Annotated in this window: 13 protein-coding genes and 1 pseudogene; 8 read left to right on the top strand and 6 right to left on the bottom strand. The window is 52.0% G+C overall.

Translation table 11 applies throughout. The features are described 5' to 3' along the window. Nucleotides 1-130: 130 nt before the first annotated feature. Nucleotides 131-664 carry a YHS domain-containing (seleno)protein gene (locus DOP62_RS03725; RefSeq protein WP_208673366.1) on the bottom strand — a complete coding sequence of 178 codons (534 nt, stop codon included), beginning with the start codon at nt 662-664 and terminating at the stop codon, nt 131-133. Nucleotides 665-1,393: 729 nt separating this feature from the next. Between DOP62_RS03725 and DOP62_RS03720 the strand changes: the two genes are divergently transcribed. Both DOP62_RS03720 and DOP62_RS03715 read left to right on the top strand, forming a co-directional pair. Continuing rightward, entirely contained in the window at nt 1,394-1,537 is a 144-nt protein-coding gene (locus tag DOP62_RS03720) for a hypothetical protein (RefSeq protein ID WP_261789806.1), read from the top strand. 15 nt (nt 1,538-1,552) lie between these two features. Then, nucleotides 1,553-1,789, top strand: a pseudogene (locus DOP62_RS03715) (tRNA (cytidine(34)-2'-O)-methyltransferase); the annotation flags it as partial. Nucleotides 1,790-1,819: 30 nt separating this feature from the next. On the opposite strand, the gene DOP62_RS03710 reads toward DOP62_RS03715, so the two are convergent. Together DOP62_RS03710 and DOP62_RS03705 are read right to left on the bottom strand one after the other, a co-directional pair. Continuing rightward, the gene (locus DOP62_RS03710) at nt 1,820-2,347 is read right to left on the bottom strand and encodes a dihydrofolate reductase family protein (RefSeq protein ID WP_208673365.1); all 528 of its coding nucleotides are present in this window, start codon (nt 2,345-2,347) and stop codon (nt 1,820-1,822) included. A 44-nt stretch (nt 2,348-2,391) separates the two neighbouring features. Beyond that, on the bottom strand, nt 2,392-2,937 hold the full coding sequence (locus tag DOP62_RS03705) for a hypothetical protein (RefSeq protein WP_208673364.1): 546 nt from the start codon (nt 2,935-2,937) through the stop codon (nt 2,392-2,394). Between the two features lie 148 nt (nt 2,938-3,085). Here DOP62_RS03705 and DOP62_RS03700 point away from each other — a divergent pair, with 148 nt between their 5' ends. The 6 genes from DOP62_RS03700 (at nt 3,086) to htpG (ending at nt 10,802) form a co-directional block, all read left to right on the top strand. Next, nucleotides 3,086-3,352 carry a hypothetical protein gene (locus DOP62_RS03700; protein ID WP_208673363.1) on the top strand — a complete coding sequence of 89 codons (267 nt, stop codon included), beginning with the start codon at nt 3,086-3,088 and terminating at the stop codon, nt 3,350-3,352. Between the two features lie 111 nt (nt 3,353-3,463). Next, nucleotides 3,464-3,829, top strand: coding sequence for a response regulator (locus tag DOP62_RS03695; RefSeq protein WP_208673362.1), 366 nt, complete (start codon nt 3,464-3,466; stop codon nt 3,827-3,829). Between the two features lie 45 nt (nt 3,830-3,874). Beyond that, nucleotides 3,875-6,808, top strand: coding sequence for a Cache 3/Cache 2 fusion domain-containing protein (locus DOP62_RS03690; protein WP_208673360.1), 2,934 nt, complete (start codon nt 3,875-3,877; stop codon nt 6,806-6,808). After that, nucleotides 6,801-8,033, top strand: a complete 1,233-nt coding sequence (locus DOP62_RS03685) for a response regulator (protein ID WP_208673358.1) — start codon at nt 6,801-6,803, stop codon at nt 8,031-8,033. The genes DOP62_RS03690 and DOP62_RS03685 overlap by 8 nt, the downstream gene beginning before the upstream one ends. Continuing rightward, on the top strand, nt 8,026-8,766 hold the full coding sequence (locus DOP62_RS03680) for a Crp/Fnr family transcriptional regulator (RefSeq protein WP_261789805.1): 741 nt from the start codon (nt 8,026-8,028) through the stop codon (nt 8,764-8,766). Before DOP62_RS03685 ends, DOP62_RS03680 begins: the two co-directional genes overlap by 8 nt. Before the next feature lie 122 nt (nt 8,767-8,888). Continuing rightward, the gene (htpG, locus tag DOP62_RS03675) at nt 8,889-10,802 is read left to right on the top strand and encodes a molecular chaperone HtpG (protein ID WP_208673357.1); all 1,914 of its coding nucleotides are present in this window, start codon (nt 8,889-8,891) and stop codon (nt 10,800-10,802) included. Between the two features lie 369 nt (nt 10,803-11,171). On the opposite strand, the gene DOP62_RS03670 is transcribed toward htpG, so the two are convergent. The 3 genes from DOP62_RS03670 to DOP62_RS03660 all read right to left on the bottom strand — a co-directional run bounded on the left by DOP62_RS03670 (nt 11,172) and on the right by DOP62_RS03660 (nt 18,351). Further along, entirely contained in the window at nt 11,172-14,291 is a 3,120-nt protein-coding gene (locus DOP62_RS03670) for a PAS domain S-box protein (protein WP_208673355.1), read from the bottom strand. Nucleotides 14,292-14,654: 363 nt separating this feature from the next. After that, a complete protein-coding gene (locus DOP62_RS03665; protein ID WP_208673353.1) occupies nt 14,655-16,409 on the bottom strand; it encodes a diflavin flavoprotein in 1,755 nt (584 codons plus the stop codon). A gap of 226 nt (nt 16,410-16,635) precedes the next feature. Beyond that, nucleotides 16,636-18,351, bottom strand: a complete 1,716-nt coding sequence (locus DOP62_RS03660; RefSeq protein WP_208673351.1) for a diflavin flavoprotein — start codon at nt 18,349-18,351, stop codon at nt 16,636-16,638. Nucleotides 18,352-18,392: the final 41 nt, after the last annotated feature.

The following is an 18,392-nucleotide window of genomic DNA, read 5'->3' as shown; positions in this document are numbered from 1 at the left end:
TTAGATCAAGATTTTGCTTTTAGAAACAAGCCACATACATTATGTCTGACTTCTCATTTTGATTGATAAAAACGTCTTTAAAGCAAGCGATACAGTATTTAAGTTAGATACTGTATCGCTTGTTGAAACGCTATCTTTTTAGGGTGTCATTATTGAGGATTTTAGGCCAATTCGCATTGGCTTTTACAATCTTAGTTGCTGTATCTTGCTTCCATTCTTTCTGAGCTTCTAAACTGTAATTCAGGTAAAGTTTTCCATCGCGAATTTCCCAGGCATTAGGAATCGTTGTAGCTAAAACACCTCCAGCTGCAGCTTTAGCGCAGTAGCCACCATACTGCGGAGCATATTGAGTTGGATTTTTTGCAAATAAGTCACGATTCATGGCACTTGAGAACTGCCACTTTACACCATTCCAAGTGTGAGTGAATTTCGGACTACCTTGCACCAGTGAATTGGCACGAAAGTATGCAACAACATCTTGGCCGTCTAAAGCAATACCGTTCTCATTATAAACTGCTGGAAAACGAGTTGCTGCTTGAGCAAGCCTAGAATCTCTAGAAGAAGTTTCGACAGATTGAGGAGAAGTTGCTGCTTCAAGACTGTTGATAACGCCAACAGAAGCTAGGCCGACTAGGCCACAGATTAGAAGAGAGCTAAGTTTCATGGTTTCTTGATTTTCCTTGTTCTGCTAAATAACTGATTAAGGTTTCTAGTCTCAAGGTATGAGCTGAAAACAAAAGTCAGATTTAGCTAAAGCAAGACTACTGTGGTATCACTCGTTTTAAATGATTATCAAATGAGGGGTGGCCAAAGAATGATTAAAAATAAATGACTATCTTGTCTAAATTATTCAGCTTAAATTCATTTAAATCCTGTGACAATCTATCTATTGGTCTGATTGCAACCCCTGGCCTTGTTGAAGCTCAAGGGCTTCGGTGAGTTGATTCTCTAACTCACCTTGGAAACATTTTTGTTACTTTGTCGTCACATTTCCCATGGCGACGGTAGCTCATGATCACCTCTACAGCGATCGCTGAGGGCGACATCATCGCTGGTTATGTATACCAGCACACTTGCCCTACTCCGACCACTGCCTCTCTCATGCAGACTGTAAAGAGATTTTGCAAGTTTGCCTCTTCCCCTCTTCCCACCTTGTCCCCATGACCGTCTTTGCTCACTCCCGTTCTCGCCTCGGGCTAGCCTGCCTGCTGGTACTCTTCACGGCTTCGGGCTGTCGGCTACTGCCGCCGGGATCTGCGCAAACCAGCCGTGAGCAATAACAGCGACCGCTAAGCTAAGACTGTCAACTGGCAGAAAATCATAGGACTCTTCTCGATCTGGGTCAGTGGCATCAGGGCGAAGAATCATCAATGCCGAGTCCCTGAGATCTTCGATGGCTGCGCGATCACAATGCTCCGCCACAAAAACGTTAATGGTCGTGAGCGATCGCTATCTCAAGTGTGCGGGCCTCGACTATTGGCCGTACGTCCAGCTCACAACCCATCCTGATTGGTCAGCATTCCAGCAACAGCAGTAGCAACAGGGTGGCCGGCTCATTGCTTTCACCACCAAAGGTGACCTGAATTACCTTGATTTTGAATTTCAGGAAAATGATTGGTTGCTCTATGGACGGGAAACCAGTGGTCTCCCTGATGATGTGATGGCCAGTTGCGATGTTTGGCTTCGAATTCCAATTACGCAGCCCGGTGTGCGCAGTTTGAACCTCTCGGTCAGTGTCGCGATCGGGTTATTTGAAGCACGCCGCCAGGTCTACTTTGCGCCGAGCTAGCTGATATCACGTAACATTCCTGCGATTGTTCTATTCTTCTCGAACTCTGTTGTAAGTACATTGCACTAGCCCACTGGGGAAAGCCTGAGTTTTGATGAGTTGCCAGTGTCGTTCGGGAAAACCACTGGAAAAGAGCGGAATGCCGCTACCCAGCAAGATCGGATGAATCGAGATAATGAGTTGATCGAGGCAATCTGCTGCTAGACATTGCTGCACCAGTTGACCACCCCCCACGAGCCAGAGGTGCCGACCGGGTTGCTGTTGGAGCTGAGTAACGAGATCCCCTGGATTGCCCTGCACGACAGTCACAGCTGGATCGGCCACTGAAGCAAGCGATCGCGAAAACACGTAGGTTTTGCAGCCAGGGTAGGGATCGTTGCTCAAGCGGATCGAGAGGTCGTAAGTCTTGCGACCCATCAGCACCGTATCAACCTGGGCATAGAAGTTGCTGTAGCCATAGTCAGCATCATCAAACAGCCAATCAATGCCCTCATCGAGGCGAGCAATGTAGCCATCTAGGCTGGTTGCAATGAAGAGAATTAAAAGGCGCTCAGTCATGAGGTTCAGGGCAATTCCAGAAGGAGCAATCAGCCTCAATCACTTTAGGGGACAACCGACGGCCATTCTGCATTGACCGGATCGTGCGAGCGGCAAGGTCCCACAAACAGTGTCAGAAGCGATCGCTGAGCCACGCGGGCCAGATCTTGAGTATCGAAGGGTGGCAGTGCTTCAACTGCGATCAAGCCGAGCCGACAGTCATAGCGATCGGCCCACTCTCGTAGAAAGGCTTGAGCTTGCTGGGGAGCAGTATCAGTGTCGGGCAGTGCTAAGCCCAGAACCAGTTGCCGATCGCGGCAGAAACTAACCGTCACTTGATCGATCGTCGGATCCTTGGCTGGCAAATAGAGGCTAAATGCCCAGCTAGGCTGTTCTAAACCGACAGCGATCGCTTGGCTAAGACTGTCAACTGGCAGAAAATCATAGGACTCCTCTCGATCGGGATCAGTGGCATCAGGGCGAAGGATCATTAACGCCGAGTCCTCGAGATCTTCAATGGCTGCGCGATCGCAATGCTCCTCCACAAAAGCGTTAATAGTCGTGAGCGATCGCTGTTGCGTTAATCCATAGACATTCAGTGTGATCGTCATGGAGAGCCTACCGGTTCAATCACTGGGAGATGGGGCAGCTGTCACACCAACAGCGCAAGCCGCTGTCCATCCCTTGACCCAGCAGAAATGCAGGGTAAGATTCATCAGCATTAACAATCTTTTCTCACTCCCACAACAGCTGATTCCCATGTCCTATCCCATTCCGACTAATCGGGAAGAGCTGTTAAATCTCTGTCGGCAACCAGCAGATAGTGAAACGTTGGCAACCGCGATCGTTGGCATTATCCAATTGGCTCGAATCCAAGGGCAAAGTTTGGCAGATTTACAGGCCGAAATTTTGACGGAAGATCCGCTACTCGAGCCTCGCCAACGACAGTGGTTGTCCGATCTCTTGCTCAGTACGTGGCAACAGTTAGAAGCCACACCACCCCAACACTCGGATGACTCTTTCTAACCTTGGGATTGGAGAGTTTGGCAGAATCGGGATAATTGGAACACATAAGATAGCGGTTGCCCCTCCTATCGTTACGAGCTGGGGCGATCGCAGTGGGTGAGAGGAATAGTCATGGCCAAAATTTTGTTGGTTGAAGATAACGAAGATAACTGGGATATGTTGTCGCGACGTCTCACCCGCAAAGGGTTTGAGGTGGTATTGGCCCACGATGGAGCAGCGGGGGTCGCGACGGCACGGCGAGAGCAGCCGGATTTGATCCTGATGGACATGAGCTTGCCTGTGATGGATGGTTGGGAAGCGACCCGTCAACTGAAAGCCGATCCTGAGTTGCAACAAACGCCTGTGATTGCCCTGACGGCTCATGCCATGGCCAGCGATCGCGAGAAGGCAATTGCTGCGGGTTGTGATGACTACGACACCAAACCGATCGAGCTGCCGCGGCTCCTCAGTAAAATTGCCCAACTGCTCGAACGCTAGAGCCTCAACCGCTAGCCTTGGTTGTCCCCTTCACCTCCGACTGCTATGAAGTTGCGCCGTCAGTTCCTGCTATTTGGAGTCGGGACAACCTTTACAGCGATCGCGGCAATCTCGCTGGCAGATGTGATCACCAACACCCGCCTCAGCGAAGCCAGCCGCAATGAGGTGCAAAGCCTGCTCAAGCGCGAGCAAGAGACTATCCTGTCGCGTACCTATACCGTGGTGCGGGCCCAAGGCAGCGCGATCAATCAGCAACTCAGTAGTCAACTGCGGGTTTTAGAAAATACAATTGCGCGCGCGGGTGGTCTGAGTCTTGGGTCGAGACTGGTGTCTTGGCAGGCTCGCAATCAATACACCCAAGTCATCACCCCTGTGCAGCTTCCGGAAATGCAGATCGGCGGCCGCTGGCTGGGGCAAGTGCGCGACTTCGAACAAGTGGTGCCAGCCATTGACGAAGTCGTTCAGCAGATGGGGGGAACTGTCACGATTTTTCAGCGGATCAATGCCCAAGGCGACATGCTGCGGGTGGCGACCACCGTCCCCACAGCCACTCAACAACGGGCGATCGCGACCTATATTCCTGCCACCAATCCCAGCGGGGAGCCCAACCCCGTCATTGCTGCAGTTTTGCAGGGCAAGACGTATCGCGGCCCCGCCTATGTCGTCAACGGTTGGTACATCACCGTCTATCAGCCCCTCAAAGATGCCAGCGGTCAAATTATTGGCATGATCTACGCTGGCCAAAAGCAAGATCAAACGGGTGAACTGGCGCGATCTTTCCAAGATCTACGCTTTGGTGTGACGGGCTCTGCGTTCGTCTTCCTGGGGCAGGGTAGCCAGCGCGGTGAGCCGATTCTCAGCAGTGATTCCACTTTTAGAAAGCAAAATTTCTGGGATGCGAAAGACGCGGCCGGTCGCTTTTTCCTGCGCCCCACAATCGCTGAAGCGGTCCGCCAGCCCGGCACCTTTCACCGGATTCGCTATTCCAGCTCCTACTGGAGTTCAGCGCGAGAGACTGATAATGAGCCCCGCCAGCAACAAATGCTGCTGGTCTACTACCAGCCTTGGGATTGGGTGATTGGTATTAGCCAAGATGAGCAGGAGTTTGCCCAACCCTTTACGCAACTGGCAGCGATTCAGCAGCGATCGCTCTACATCCAGCTGCTGATTGGCGGCATCATTGCTATTCTCGGGGCGATCGCGGCCCACAGTTGGGCGACCCATTTGGGGCAGCGGATTGAACAGCTGGCTCAGGCTGCAGATGCCATGGCAGATGGCAACCTCCAACAGCAAATTCGCACCAGTGGTCGCGATGAGCTGACAGTGGTAGCCCAAGCCTTCAATCGCATGGCAGTGACCCTGCGCGATCTCCTAGTGGGTTTGGAGCAACGGGTTGAAGAACGGACGGCGGCGCTCCAAGAAACGAATGAACATCTGGAACAGGCTCGTGAACAGGCTGAAGCCGCCAACCAAGCCAAGAGTGCGTTTCTCGCCAACATGAGTCATGAGTTGCGCACGCCCCTCAACGCCATCATTGGCTACAGCGAAATGATGATGGAAGAAGCGGAGGAGGGCGTTGATGCAGCGGAACTACTCCCCGACTTCCGCAAGATTAACAATGCTGGCAAACATTTGCTGGAGTTGATCAACAGCATTCTCGATCTCTCCAAAATTGAGGCCGGGCGGATGGAGCTGTACCTGGAAAGCTTCTCCCTGCCGGAGCTGATCAACGGAGTGAAGTCGATTATTAAACCGCTGATTGAGAAAAACCAGAATCAACTCCTAGTGGACTGCCCTGCGGATATTGGCCAGATGACTGCTGATGTCACCAAGCTGCGTCAAACTCTGCTCAATCTGCTCTCCAATGCCAGTAAGTTTACGCAACAGGGCACGGTGCAGCTAATTGTGGCAGCTCAAGCTGATCAGATTTGCTTCAAGGTCGCTGACAGCGGCATTGGCATGACGCCTGAACAAATCGATCGCATTTTTGAGGCGTTTGCTCAGGCGGACGATTCCACCACACGCAAATTTGGGGGCACGGGTCTGGGTCTTTCGATCAGTCGCCACTTTGTCGAGATGATGGGAGGCGAAATTACGGTTGAGAGTGTGCCGGGAAAAGGCAGTACGTTCACAATTACCCTGCCACGCCACGTGCAACCGCTGCGATCGGTACCGGCAGTCGATCCGATGCTGACGGAAGAGGCGATCGCGCCAGCCTCTACCCCGGTGAATCAGAATCAGCCGGTCATTTTAGTCATAGATGATGAGCCTAGCGCCCGCGAGTTGTTGCGCCGCATGCTGGAAAAAGAAGGCTATCGCGTCGTCACGGCGGCGGGTGGTGCCGAAGGCTTACAGCGGGCGAGGGAACTGCGGCCAGCGCTGATCACACTGGATTTGATGATGCCCCAAGTCGATGGCTGGTCAGTACTCACGTCGCTTAAGGCCGACCCCGAACTCGCGGAGATTCCCGTCGTCATGGTCAGCATGGTGGAGGGGCGATCGCTCTCCTATGCGCTGGGTGCTGCTGACTATCTCCACAAACCCATTGATCGCGATCAACTGCGCCGGATCCTAGAACGCTACACCGAAGCCGATCGCCAGCATCAGGCTTTAGTCATCGATGATGACCCCACCAACCGATCGCTGCTGCGGCAGTTGCTCGAACGCGAAGGCTGGCAGGTGGCTGATGCGGAAGAGGGTCAACAAGCGCTGGCGGTTTTAGAAGCGATGGAAGCTTTGCCAGACTTGATCTTGCTGGACTTGATGATGCCGCAGATGGATGGCTTTGCCTTTGTCGAAGCCTTGAGGGCTAGCGATCGCTGGCAAACCCTACCGGTGATTGTCGTGACGGCCAAAGACCTGACCGAACAAGATCGCCAGCGCCTTCAGGGACGGGTCAGTCAGGTGATTGCCAAAGGGAACTTAGCGATCGAGCAACTGCTGGTCGAAATCCGCCAGTTAGGAGCTGTCCGTGTCTGAGTCGCTGGAGTCTTTGGCGCTGCTGGCCCACTGGCGGCACGAACTGCGGACCCCCATCAACGCCATTTTGGGCTACAGCCAGTTGCTCATCGAAGACTGGGCGGGTACTGCGATCGCGGCGGATTTAGAGCGGATTGAAGCGGCGGGGCAGGACCTCCTGCGGCTCGTCAACGAGATTCTCGATCCTCAGAGCAGCGATCGCGCCCTCAGTCTGGACGACTACCAATCCCGTCTGCGCTATGCGCTGCGCACACCGGTCAATACGGTCTGCGGCTATGTAGAACTGCTGCTGGAGGAAGCCCCACCAGAACTGGCCGAGAGTCAGACGGATCTCAATCGGATTCGGGCGGCGGGCGAGCGGTTACTGGCGCAACTTGAAGCAATGGCCGCTTGGGATCAGCCCGCACAGCCGGCAACGGTTGCGCTGTCAGCGGTGGAGGTCGAGATGGCCGAGGCCGTTCTTCGCTATCGCCAAGCAGACTCGCTCCAGCCGGCGATCGCTGGCGGACGCCTGTTGGTAGCTGATGATAATGAGATCAATCGCGATGTCTTACAACGCCGCCTCAGTCGTCTGGGACATGATGTGATCTGTGTCGCTTCTGGCCAAGAAGCCTTGACGCTCTTAGCGCAGGAACCATTTGATCTGTTATTCCTCGATGTGATGATGCCGGGGCTGACCGGCTTCGAGGTTCTCCAAAAGCTCAAGGCCGACCCCACTCTGGCCGAGCTGCCAGTGCTGATGATTTCGGCACTGGATGATCTAGAAAGCGTGATCCGCTGTCTGCGCTTGGGCGCCACCGATTACTTGACCAAGCCCTTTGAACCCACCCTGCTCCAAACTCGTCTAGAGACCTGCCTCGAGCGAAAACGCCTGCGCGATCGCGAGTTGGATTACCTGCGGAATGTGGCCATTGTCACGGATGCCGCAGTGGCAGTCGAGGCCGGCGACTACGATCGCGATCGCCTGCAGACCGTTGCGGAGCGCAATGATGCCTTAGGGCAGCTGGCGCGGATGTTCCGTCAGATGACCCGCTCGGTAGAACAGCGAGAAACCCAGCTCAAACAAACCATTCAGCGCTTGGAGTTGCAAATTGATACGGCAACGGTGAAGACCCAAGTTCAGGAGATCACCGAGTCCGACTATTTCCGGAATCTGGAGAGTCGCGCCCGCCAAATTCGGCGCGATCGCGGTTATCGTTCTACCCCACGCGATCGCCATGATTGATCCTGATCGGCTGGCTGAACTCCAGCAGCTCGAGCTTCTGCAGACCTGCCCGCCGGCTGAACTGGCCCAGCTTGATGACTGTTTGCAACCGCAGGTGCTCCAGTCGCAAGACATCCTCTTCCGCTGTGGCGACCCGGCTGCTGCGCTCTACTGGATTCGCGCCGGACAAGTGGGAGTGTTTGTGGCAGATGGCAGTGATGAGCAGCACGAATCGTTACTACGAGCCTTAGGACCAGGATCCTTGATCGGAGAAATGTCATTGATTGACGGGCAACCGCGATCAGCCACCTGTCGAGCTTTGGAGCCGACGGAACTCTACGCCCTATCCAACCATGACTTTCAACAGCTGTTGCGACAATCGCCTCAGTTTGCCCAAGCGCTTTTGGCGATGCTGAGCCAGCGTCTTCGCTATACCAATCAATTTCTCAGCGAAGTGGGGGCTGGCGTACAACAGCTGGCAAGAGGTCAATATGATCCCTTGCTCCAGTTACAAAGCCCGGATCATTCACTAGCCTCTTTAGCGGCAGCCTTTGCTCAAATGGCGCTGCAAGTTCAGCAGCGGGAGGCCGCTTTGCAAGAACGGATTCGCTGCTTGGAACTAGAGGTGGATGCTTGTCGAGTCCAGCAATCCGTTACAGAAATCACAGAGTCGGAGTTTTTTATTCACCTCCAACAACGAGCCCAAGCCCTGCGCCGCGATCGCCAGAATCCTCGTCAGCCCCCCCAGCACTGAACAGCTACCTTGCGATCGTGACTGTGTGAGTCTGCGGACGGAAATCCGAACTCCTCCCGACCTGCGTTGCTCAAGGCGGCTCTCCTATGATCGAGCCGTCCTGTTAGTGTTTCTGTTTGGGTATGGCGATCCTAGAGCAAGGCAATATCACAATTCATACCGACAATATTTTCCCGATCATCAAAAAATCGCTCTATTCTGAGCATGAAATTTTTCTGCGGGAATTGATTTCTAATGCTGTCGATGCCATCCAAAAGCTGAAGATGGTGTCCTATGCAGGTGAGTTACAGGGTGACATCGGTGAACCCCAAATTACTCTTAGTGTCGATCGCGATCGCAAACAACTCAAAATTGCTGATAACGGCATCGGCATGACAGCTGATGAAATTAAACGCTACATCAATCAAGTTGCTTTCTCCAGCGCAGAAGATTTTATCGAAAAGTATAAAGGTGGCGCTGATCAGCCAATCATTGGCCACTTTGGGCTCGGCTTCTATTCAGCATTTATTGTTGCCGATCGGGTTGAGATTGAAACTCTATCTTACCAACAGGATGCAGTTCCAGTCCATTGGACCTGCGATGGCTCACCGAGTTTTGAGCTGTCGGAAGGGACCCGCACAGAACGAGGCACCACGATTATTCTCAACCTCAGCGAAGATGAGCTGGAATATCTAGAGCCTGCTCGTATCCGCCAACTGGTGAAGACTTACTGTGACTTCATGCCAGTGCCGATTGTCTTAGACGGAGAAGTCTTAAATAAACAAAAAGCAATTTGGCGGGAATCAGCAAGCAATCTGAAAGAAGAAGACTATCAAGAGTTCTATCGCTATCTCTATCCCTTCCAAGATGATCCATTGCTGTGGGTTCACCTGAACACAGACTATCCCTATCAGGTCAACGGCATTCTCTATTTCCCGAAGTTGCGACCGGATATTGATCCCACACAAGGGCAGATAAAACTCTTCTGTAATCAGGTCTTTGTCAGCGATCACTGCGAAGAAGTTGTGCCCCGCTTCCTGTTGCCTATGCGCGGTGTAATCGATAGCCCGGACATTCCCCTCAATGTCTCGCGCAGTGCGCTCCAAGCCGATCGTAAAGTCCGGAGCATTGCAGGTTTTATCGCTAAAAAAGTCGGCGATCGCCTCAAGGAACTCTATCGTTCTCAACGTGATCAGTACTTGAATATTTGGTCAGATCTCAGCACCTTTGTGAAGTTTGGCTGCCTCAACGATCAGAAATTTCGTGAGCAAGTCAAAGAGATCCTCGTCTTCCGGAGTAGTGCAGATCTCAGTGAGGCCAGCAGCAGCGATCGCGGCCAAGATGGACAAGGCAACTGGTACACAACCCTGCAAGCTTATCTAGAGCGGAATAAGGAAAAACATGAAAACCGCGTCTATTACTGCACAGATGCCGCGAGCCAAGCGACTTACATTGAACTGTTCCGCAAGAAAGGGCTAGAGGTTCTCTATCTCGATAGCTTCATCGATAGTCACTTCGTTAGCTTGTTAGAGCAAGAGTATCAAGACGTTCGCTTCTCACGAGTGGATGCTGAACTGGATGACACGTTGCTCGATGCTGAAGAAGCAGAAATTGTCGATCCAAAAACCAATAAAACTCGCAGTCAAACCCTGAAGGAACTGTTTGAAACCGCGATCGCTAATCCGCGTATCAATGTGCGGACTGAATCTTTAAAAGATACAGATGCCAGCGCTCCGCCCGCAATGGTGCTCTTGCCAGAAGCGGCACGACGGATGCGTGAAATGAGTGCCTTTTTGGGTCAGGATACCAGCAACCTGCCTGATGATCACATCTTGCTGGTCAACACGGCACATCCCTTAGTGCAAAACATCCTCAGTCTTCAACAAGGTGCAATCCTAAGCAGTGATGGACAATCACCGAGTCAAGCCTTGGCAGCACAACTCTGTCGCCATGTTTATGACTTGGCTTTGATGACGCAAAAAGGCTTTGATGCTGATGGAATGAAAGCCTTTATTGAGCGATCGAATGCTGTGCTCACTGCATTGACGGCTCGCTAGTCCATCTTGAGGGGAACCCTAGACTTAACAGAACGTCATCCTAACGAGCTCGCCCTCTGAGAGTAGCCTCGCTAAGCTGAGGGCGAGGCTTGCTCAGTCGGTGTGGGGTTATGGGATTGACTCTTTTTTCGCGATCGCGGCGGCGGATCCCGAGCGGCCGCACCTGCATTATTCCGTCTGCTCGAACCTCACGGAGAGCCTATCTTCGAGCCGGATTGACATTACTGCAGCTTACGCTCTTAATCATGGTCTTAGTCTGGCTGCGTGAAGCCCCCCGTAGCTCTTGGCTTGAGGATGACTGTCGCAACTCAGTTCTCTCCAGTTTGTGTCGAGAGCGCTAAGTCCTTGGAGCGATTCTTTGTCGCTTAATCAAGCATTTTCTTCAGAAGTAGACTCAAGCAAAATGACGCGATCGCGGCCTTCATTTTTAGCTTGATAGAGTGCGCGGTCAGCACGATCAAGGAGCTGGTCAAGAGTAAAAACTTCCGGCGTCAAAACGGCAATACCGACGCTAATGGTAATTGCGATCGCTTGCTGGGGTAGGTTAAGCGATTGCTGAATCAGGGTTTGACGAATCCGCTGCATCACTTGATAGGCTTGGCTGCCGTCTGTTTCGGGGAAAAGGACGACAAACTCATCACCCCCTAAACGGGCAAAAATATCAATTTTACGAATATTTTGTTGGCAAATATCAGCCCAAACCATCAACACTTGATCGCCAATTGTATGTCCATAACTATCGTTGATTACTTTGAAGTGATCGATGTCAATTAAGGCTAAGGAAAGCGGCAGCTCATTCTTAAAGCGATGAACGCGATTGAGCTCATTTTGCGCAAGGTTGATAAACTGCCGACGATTGATAATCCCAGTGAGTCCATCAGTTGTGGCTTGCTGTTGCAGTTGTTCTTCGAGCTGTCTACGTTCCGTAAGATCAGTAGCAATCCCAAGTAAGCCAATAATTTTACCGCTGTTGAATGACTCATAAATGGGTGTTTTGAGATCGAGATAAAATCTCATTTCTCCACTCTGAGGATGAATAAGTTGAACTTCTTCTCTCGTTTGTTCTCCTTGGAAGACACGCGAATCGATTGATCGTAGAGATTGAGCAGTCACCTTTGGGAATAAATCAAAATCACTTTTTCCGATGAGGTCCTCCAAGGAGATGTTGAGGAACTCTAAGGTTGCTCGGTTCGCATAAGTATAGTGCGAGTTGAGATCCTTCATATAGACATGGGAACTGACTTCATTTAATGCTGCTCGAAAACGTTCTGCTTCCCCTAGGGCCTGCTGGAGTTGTCTCTCAGCTTCCCGCTGAGCGGTAATATCCCGCATGACAACGACAGCGCCTAGAAAATGATTCTGAGCATCAAAGAATGGTCCCCCCGAACTTAAAACCCAGCGTGGTGAGCAATGCTGAGCGTCAATCATCATCTCAGTATCATGGACTTTCTCTTGATTGAACGCGCGGACGAGAGGAATGGCTTCAGTGGGTAAGAGTGATAATCCGTCAGGCTCGTAGAGGTTGTAGTACTGACTCCATTGATTACTGGGAATTGCTAAAGCATCGAAGCCGTGCCAATCCCGAGCGGCTTGGTTGAAGAGTACTAAGCAACCCTGTGCATCACAGGCGACGACACCATCTGTGAGATTATCCAGGAGTGTGCGAGTAAACTCCTGCTCTCGATATAAGGCAGCTTCAATGGCTTTGAGATCGTGAATATCAAGGCTGTGGATAATAAACCCTAAAAATTTTCCGCGGCTATCATGACGAGGGCTTCCTTCAGTCAGTACCCAGCGGTATTCGCCATCATAACGACGTAAACGGTATTCAATTTTGAAGCTTTCTCGCACTGCGAAGGCTGCATGGTAGGCACTTACACAGGCTTGGACATCATCAGGATGCACACCTTGAATCCAGCCCTCTCCAGACTCTTGTTCTAACGATCGCCCAGTGAAATTTAACCAAGCGGAGTTAAAGTAATAGCAGAGTCCATCACCGCCTGCCAACCAAATTAGTGCTTGTCCAGAATTGACAACCGTACGATAATTTTGCTCACTTTCTCTCAGTGCTTCCTCTGCTTGTTTTCGACTAGTTATATCGATGGTTGACCCAACCATACGGTAGGGCTGACCCTGTGGGTCGCGAACAGCAATGCCAGTGGACTGAAACCAGCGATATTCTCCGGATTGGTGCTGCAGGCGATATTCAACATCATAGGGATATTGCGCAGATGAAAAATGTGCCTCCAAGGCTGCTTGGATTGAGCCGCGATCGTCCGGATGCAAGAAATCGAAAAAGCTCGTCGCCTTAGCAGGCAGGACTGAAGGATCAGACGCCTCATATCCCAGCATAGTTAGATAACGAGAAGAAAAATAGAGATCACCAGTCTCAATATTCCAATCCCAAATAGCCGCAGCTGACCCACGAACTGCTAGTTCAAACCGTTCTTCACTTTCACGTAGGGCAAGCTCAACTTGCTGTTTTTGGGTGATATCTCGAATGGTACTAATAATATGATACTGACCATTGATTTTAATTATTTTGGCGGTCACTAGTCCAATAAAATCACTTTGGTCAGATCGTTGAAGATGAACCTCTAAGTCTTCGCAGTATCCTTTTGCCAGTAAACAATCAATCATCTGACTGCGATCGCGCTGATTACGCCAGAGATCTACATCAAGAATGGATTGACCAATAATCTTGGGACGAGTTTGACCTGTTAGCGCCAGAAAACTATTGTTAGCCCGAATCACAACACCGTCTGATAACCGTGTGATTAAGATTGCATCAGGGCTAGCATTAAAAATCTTCTCTGCAGTTTCTTGTTCTTCTTGACTGACTACGGCCGCCTGTTGATTAATTGCCAGGACTAAGCTGAAAGTCCAAAGTGTGCTAGTGGCCAAGAGTTGAAAGCTGGTTGCAATCTGCAGCACCTCCAGCGAAATGAAACCCTTGCCAAGAAGTCCTAGAAATATAAACGTGGCTAGACCGCTACAAGAAATCATCGTGATGAGAAACAGCGATCCTAAAAAAAGTGATGGAATTAAGACAAGTCGCTGTCGGTAGTAGAACAGTAGGCGAGCAGTTAACCCAGAGAACACAGCGATCGCCGCTGTCAAAATGGCTTGAGCCAAATAGTTCGATTCACTACTGATCTCAATCAGTCCTAGTGATGCAAAGCAGCACAGTACAGCAAGCCTTAGCGGATACCGACCCCAAGAGTGTGCTAGCCCTAAAAACTCTCGCGTTCCCCAATAGATGAGTGCTGAACCCAGAATTAGGGCATAATCAGCGGCAATTTGACCAATCGTAAATGTGCTTGCAAATAGATAAAGAAAAAGACCGAGAATAAAGCAAAAATTGCCTGCACTCCAATAATTCAATCGAGGTGCAAAGTGCATGACTCGCGACTGAACGACGAGCACAATTGTCTGCAGGCTGTTGAGGAAAATGAGCGTTGCAGAAAGGGTTGGAAGGTCAATACTCATAGATCATCAACAACTAGCCGCCGTCAGATAGGTGCATTTCAATAATGACCTTGTTAATCGGAGATTAATTTGTCGAAATAATAGCCAGTCAAAATTGTTTTAATTTTTATTTTGATATTTTTTAATGTTACCAAAGCGAAACTCATTTTCATGAAGAAAATGGATGATCTTTGGCAAACAAGTATTGAAGTGCTTTGATCTGTCATTGACCAGGGTGTTGCCGCCATCTGCAGACTGGTTCACTCCAGCTTGCCTCAGCTCTCAAGTCCTGATGGTCGCGCTCAGTAGAAAGGTAGATTCATGACAGACAAGAGCCATTCCAGAGAATGAGCTCCCTGCTCAGATTGTGGGCTGGAACAGCCGTCAGTAATGACTACCGCTCTTGCGGTGGTGAATGGCAGTGCGGGCTTCAGCATCTTGAACCTGACCGGCCTCAACCACAGCGTAGACCAGCCAGTGATCGCCACATTCCATCCGGTTGGCAACACGGCATTCTAGCCAAGCGGCCGCATCTATCAAAATGGGATGTCCCTGATCACTCAGCTTAAATTCAATACCGTCGAGACGATCGGCTCCTGGACTAAAGGGTCTGAGAAAGTGTTTTTGAATGGCTACATTCTTGTTCTCGCCCAAGATATTGAGCACAAAGCGATCGCCTTGATGCAGGAGAGATTCAACAGCGCGATCGCGGGCAACGGCCACACTAATTCCGGGTGGATTGAAGGTTGCTTGCGAGACCCACGAGGCCAGCATGCCGCTGCGAATCTCTTCCTTCTGCGTCGTCAACACACAGAGCGAGCCAAGGATACGCCCCACGGCCTGAGCCGTAGCCTCTGTTTCACTATCTTGGAGCTTAGAACTCGTTTGTCGACTAGCCTGGCGGCGTTGACGCTGTAAGGCTTGCGCTAAATCAGTGCCCGCTTCTTCACAGGTCTTGAGGGTGCTCGCAGTCGGTTTGAACCGCACTCGAATGGGTTCGAAAGCAAGGCGAAAACCAGCATCTTTGAGCTTGTTTTCCAACAGATCGATTGCTTCTCCACTCCAACCAAAGGAGCCAAAAACACCGGCGGGCTTATCTCGAGAGACGGTTGCCAGAATGGTTCCCAACGCCGTTTGGATTGGAGTTGGCGCATGACCACCCAAAGTTGGTGAGCCGATGACAACTCCATCACAGGCCTCAAGGGTCTGTCGGATGTCATCCATGCTTTCAACTTCGCAATTCAGGGCTTCCACCCGTACTCCTGCTTTGGTGATTCCTTGCGCGATCGCTTCGGCGATTGTGGCGGTACTGCCGTAGGCCGAGGCGTAGAGCAGCGCCACCATTTGCGGTTGCTGAATTTGGCGATCGCTCCAGCTGGTATAAGCAGTTGTCAGGTCGTGCAAGCCATAGCGAATCAGTGGTCCGTGACTCGGCGCATACCCCTGAACTGGCAGACGACTGAATTTTGCCAGCACCGTTTGGACCTGGCGGACCTGCGGCGCCATGACGCAGTCAAAGTAATACCGCTGATCCTCTCGAAAAGAGGTCCATCCCTCGTCGAAGAGAGCATCTTGGCAGAGATGAGCACTGAAAAATTTGTCAGAGAGCAGCCAGCCCGTTTGCTCATCGAAAACGCACAGTCCGTCTGGCCAGCGGGGAGTGGGGGTTGGAATCAGTTGCAGCACTTTCCCCCGCCCCAGATCGAGGGTTTCTTCTGCCCGCACAATCTTGAGATCTAAGGGGGGAATCGGGGCTTCTTGCGCTTCTACCTGCCAGAGCTTATCGAGCGCTTGCGCAGCTGGATTAGAAACAATCACTTGCAGCCCCGGATTGAGGCGCATCAGCTCTTTTAGGGTGCTGACTCGGTTGGGATTGACGTGACTGAGCAGCACTGCATCGAGTTCACCAATCGGACGTTGGGCTTCGAGGCTCGCCAGAAAGATTTCCGTAAATGAGGCACCGGGCGGATTGATCAGCAGCGTGCGATCGCCCTGTATGAGGTAGGCATTACTAGTCGTACCGTGGCCCAACCCATACTCCACTTCAAAGCGGAGGCGTTCCCAACTGCGAGCCCGCAGCACCATTAAGCCCGAAGCGACCCAGCTCGGTTGGATATCGCGGCGACGCCCTTCGCTCATGCCCGTCCTCTTCTCGCTGCTCTGTCGGAAGCTGTGATGGTTTTAGCCATCCTGTCCTCTATCCTCCACGACTTTGACCGCATACTTGGCGCTCAAGAGATGAGGATTTCCAAGCTGGATGATTTAGCTGCTGGCCGTGAGAGGACCGACGCCTTAGGCGATCGCTTCTCTCCATCCCAAGGGAAATGAGAAGAGCCGCGATCGCCCAGGGATTCAGCCTGTTGCCCTAATAGTGGTTACCGACTTTACGGTGGTGAACAGCGGTGCGAACATCCGCTCTCGAAACGCGGCCTTGTTCAACTTGGCAGTAGACCAGCCAGTGATCGCTGCAATCCATACGGCTGACGACCTCACACTCAAGGTAGGCCAAAGCCGCTGTCAGTAAGGGACTGCCGTTGCTAGCAGTTTGCGTTTCGACGCCAGCAAAGCGATCGGCCCCCGGCGGGAACCGCTTGAGGAAGTGCTTCATCAGCGGTGCGTAGTTGTCTTCGCCCAAGACATTGAGCACAAAGCGATCGCTGACTTGCATCAGCGACTCGATTGCCCGATCCTTCGCAACAGCAACCGTGAAACCCAGTGGCTTAAAGCTGGCTTGCACCACCCATGAGGCAAGCATGGCGCCGCTAACTTCGCCCTTGCGGGCCGTGATGATGTAGAGCCCACCACTCAGCCGTCCCAGCGCTTTATCGAGGTCACTGTTCAGCGACTTCATCGTCTGGATAGCATCAGCACGAGTCAGCCATTGGCCTAAGTCCGTGCCCGACTCTTCGCACTGCTGATAGATCGCTTCCGTCGGCTGATCCTTGACGCGAATTGGCGGGAAAGCCGTGTGCAGGCCTAGATTGCGGAACTGGGCTAGCAGGGCGTCGATTGGTTCATCATCGCCACCGTAGGAGTCATAGAGACCGATCGCCTGCTTGTTGTGAGCTGCCGCAAAAATCGTGCTGAGGGCTGAGGCGACTGCCTCAGAGGGTTGACTGGGCGGCGTCCCCAAAACAATGCCCCGCGCACTGCTGACGGCTTCGATCAACTCCTGCGGATCGACGGCTCGTAAGTCGACCATTTCGACTACCACACCGGTTTTGACCAGGCCACGCCCGATCGCTTGGGAGAGGCGATCGCTGTAGCCATAGTCCGACAGGTAGCCAATCAAGACGCTGGTTTCAGCAGTCGCTTTTTGCTCGCTCCAATGTTGGTAGCGATCGACCCATTCCCGCAGATTGCGGCGCAGCAAGGGGCCATGGCCCGTGGCGATCGTTGTGATTTCGCCCAGCGCTTTCATCCGCTTCAGCGCTGCCAGCACCGATCGCGCATTCGGTGCCATCAGGCACTCGTAGTAGTACTGAAAGTCCCCTTCGAGCTGGTGGAGGTCTTCATCAAAGGTGCGATCGTCGCAGAAGTGCATGCCAAAGGCATCACAGGTGAAGAGGATTTGGCTGGCGGGATCGTAGGTGAAGATCGTGTCGGGCCAATGCAGATTGGGCGCACTGACAAACTCCAGCTCGTGACCCTGACCGAGGTCGAGGCGATCGCCGTTTTTGACTTGTAGTTTTTGGAAGGGTCGATGGACTTGGTTTTCCAAGAATTGCAGCGCCACCTTGGAACCCACAACCGTCACGTTCGGCGCGATCGCGAGAATATCGCCGACAAGGCCACTGTGATCCGGCTCAGTGTGGCTGATGATCAGATAGTCCAGCGTGCTGAGGTCGGTTAGTTCCTGCACCTGCTGAACATAGGTGTTTTGAAATTTGGCGTGGGAGGTATCGACCAGCGCCTTGCGATCGGCTTCGATCAGGAAAGAGTTGTAGGTCGTGCCATTCTGCAGGCCAAACTCGATATCAAAGCGGCTGCGATCCCAATCGAGGGAGCGGATGGTGGTCGTGTTGGGACCAATGGTTTCGACGGCCAGACTGAGGCGAGGCGCTGGAGCAGTGGCGACCATGAATCCCTCCGAGGCTGTAAATTCGTTGCTTTGTATTGTGA

Source organism: Synechococcus elongatus PCC 11801, assembly GCF_003846445.2.
GTDB lineage: Bacteria > Cyanobacteriota > Cyanobacteriia > Synechococcales > Synechococcaceae > Synechococcus > Synechococcus elongatus_A.
Note: the sequence above shows the minus strand (reverse complement) of the source record. Positions and strands in the feature narration are given on the sequence as shown.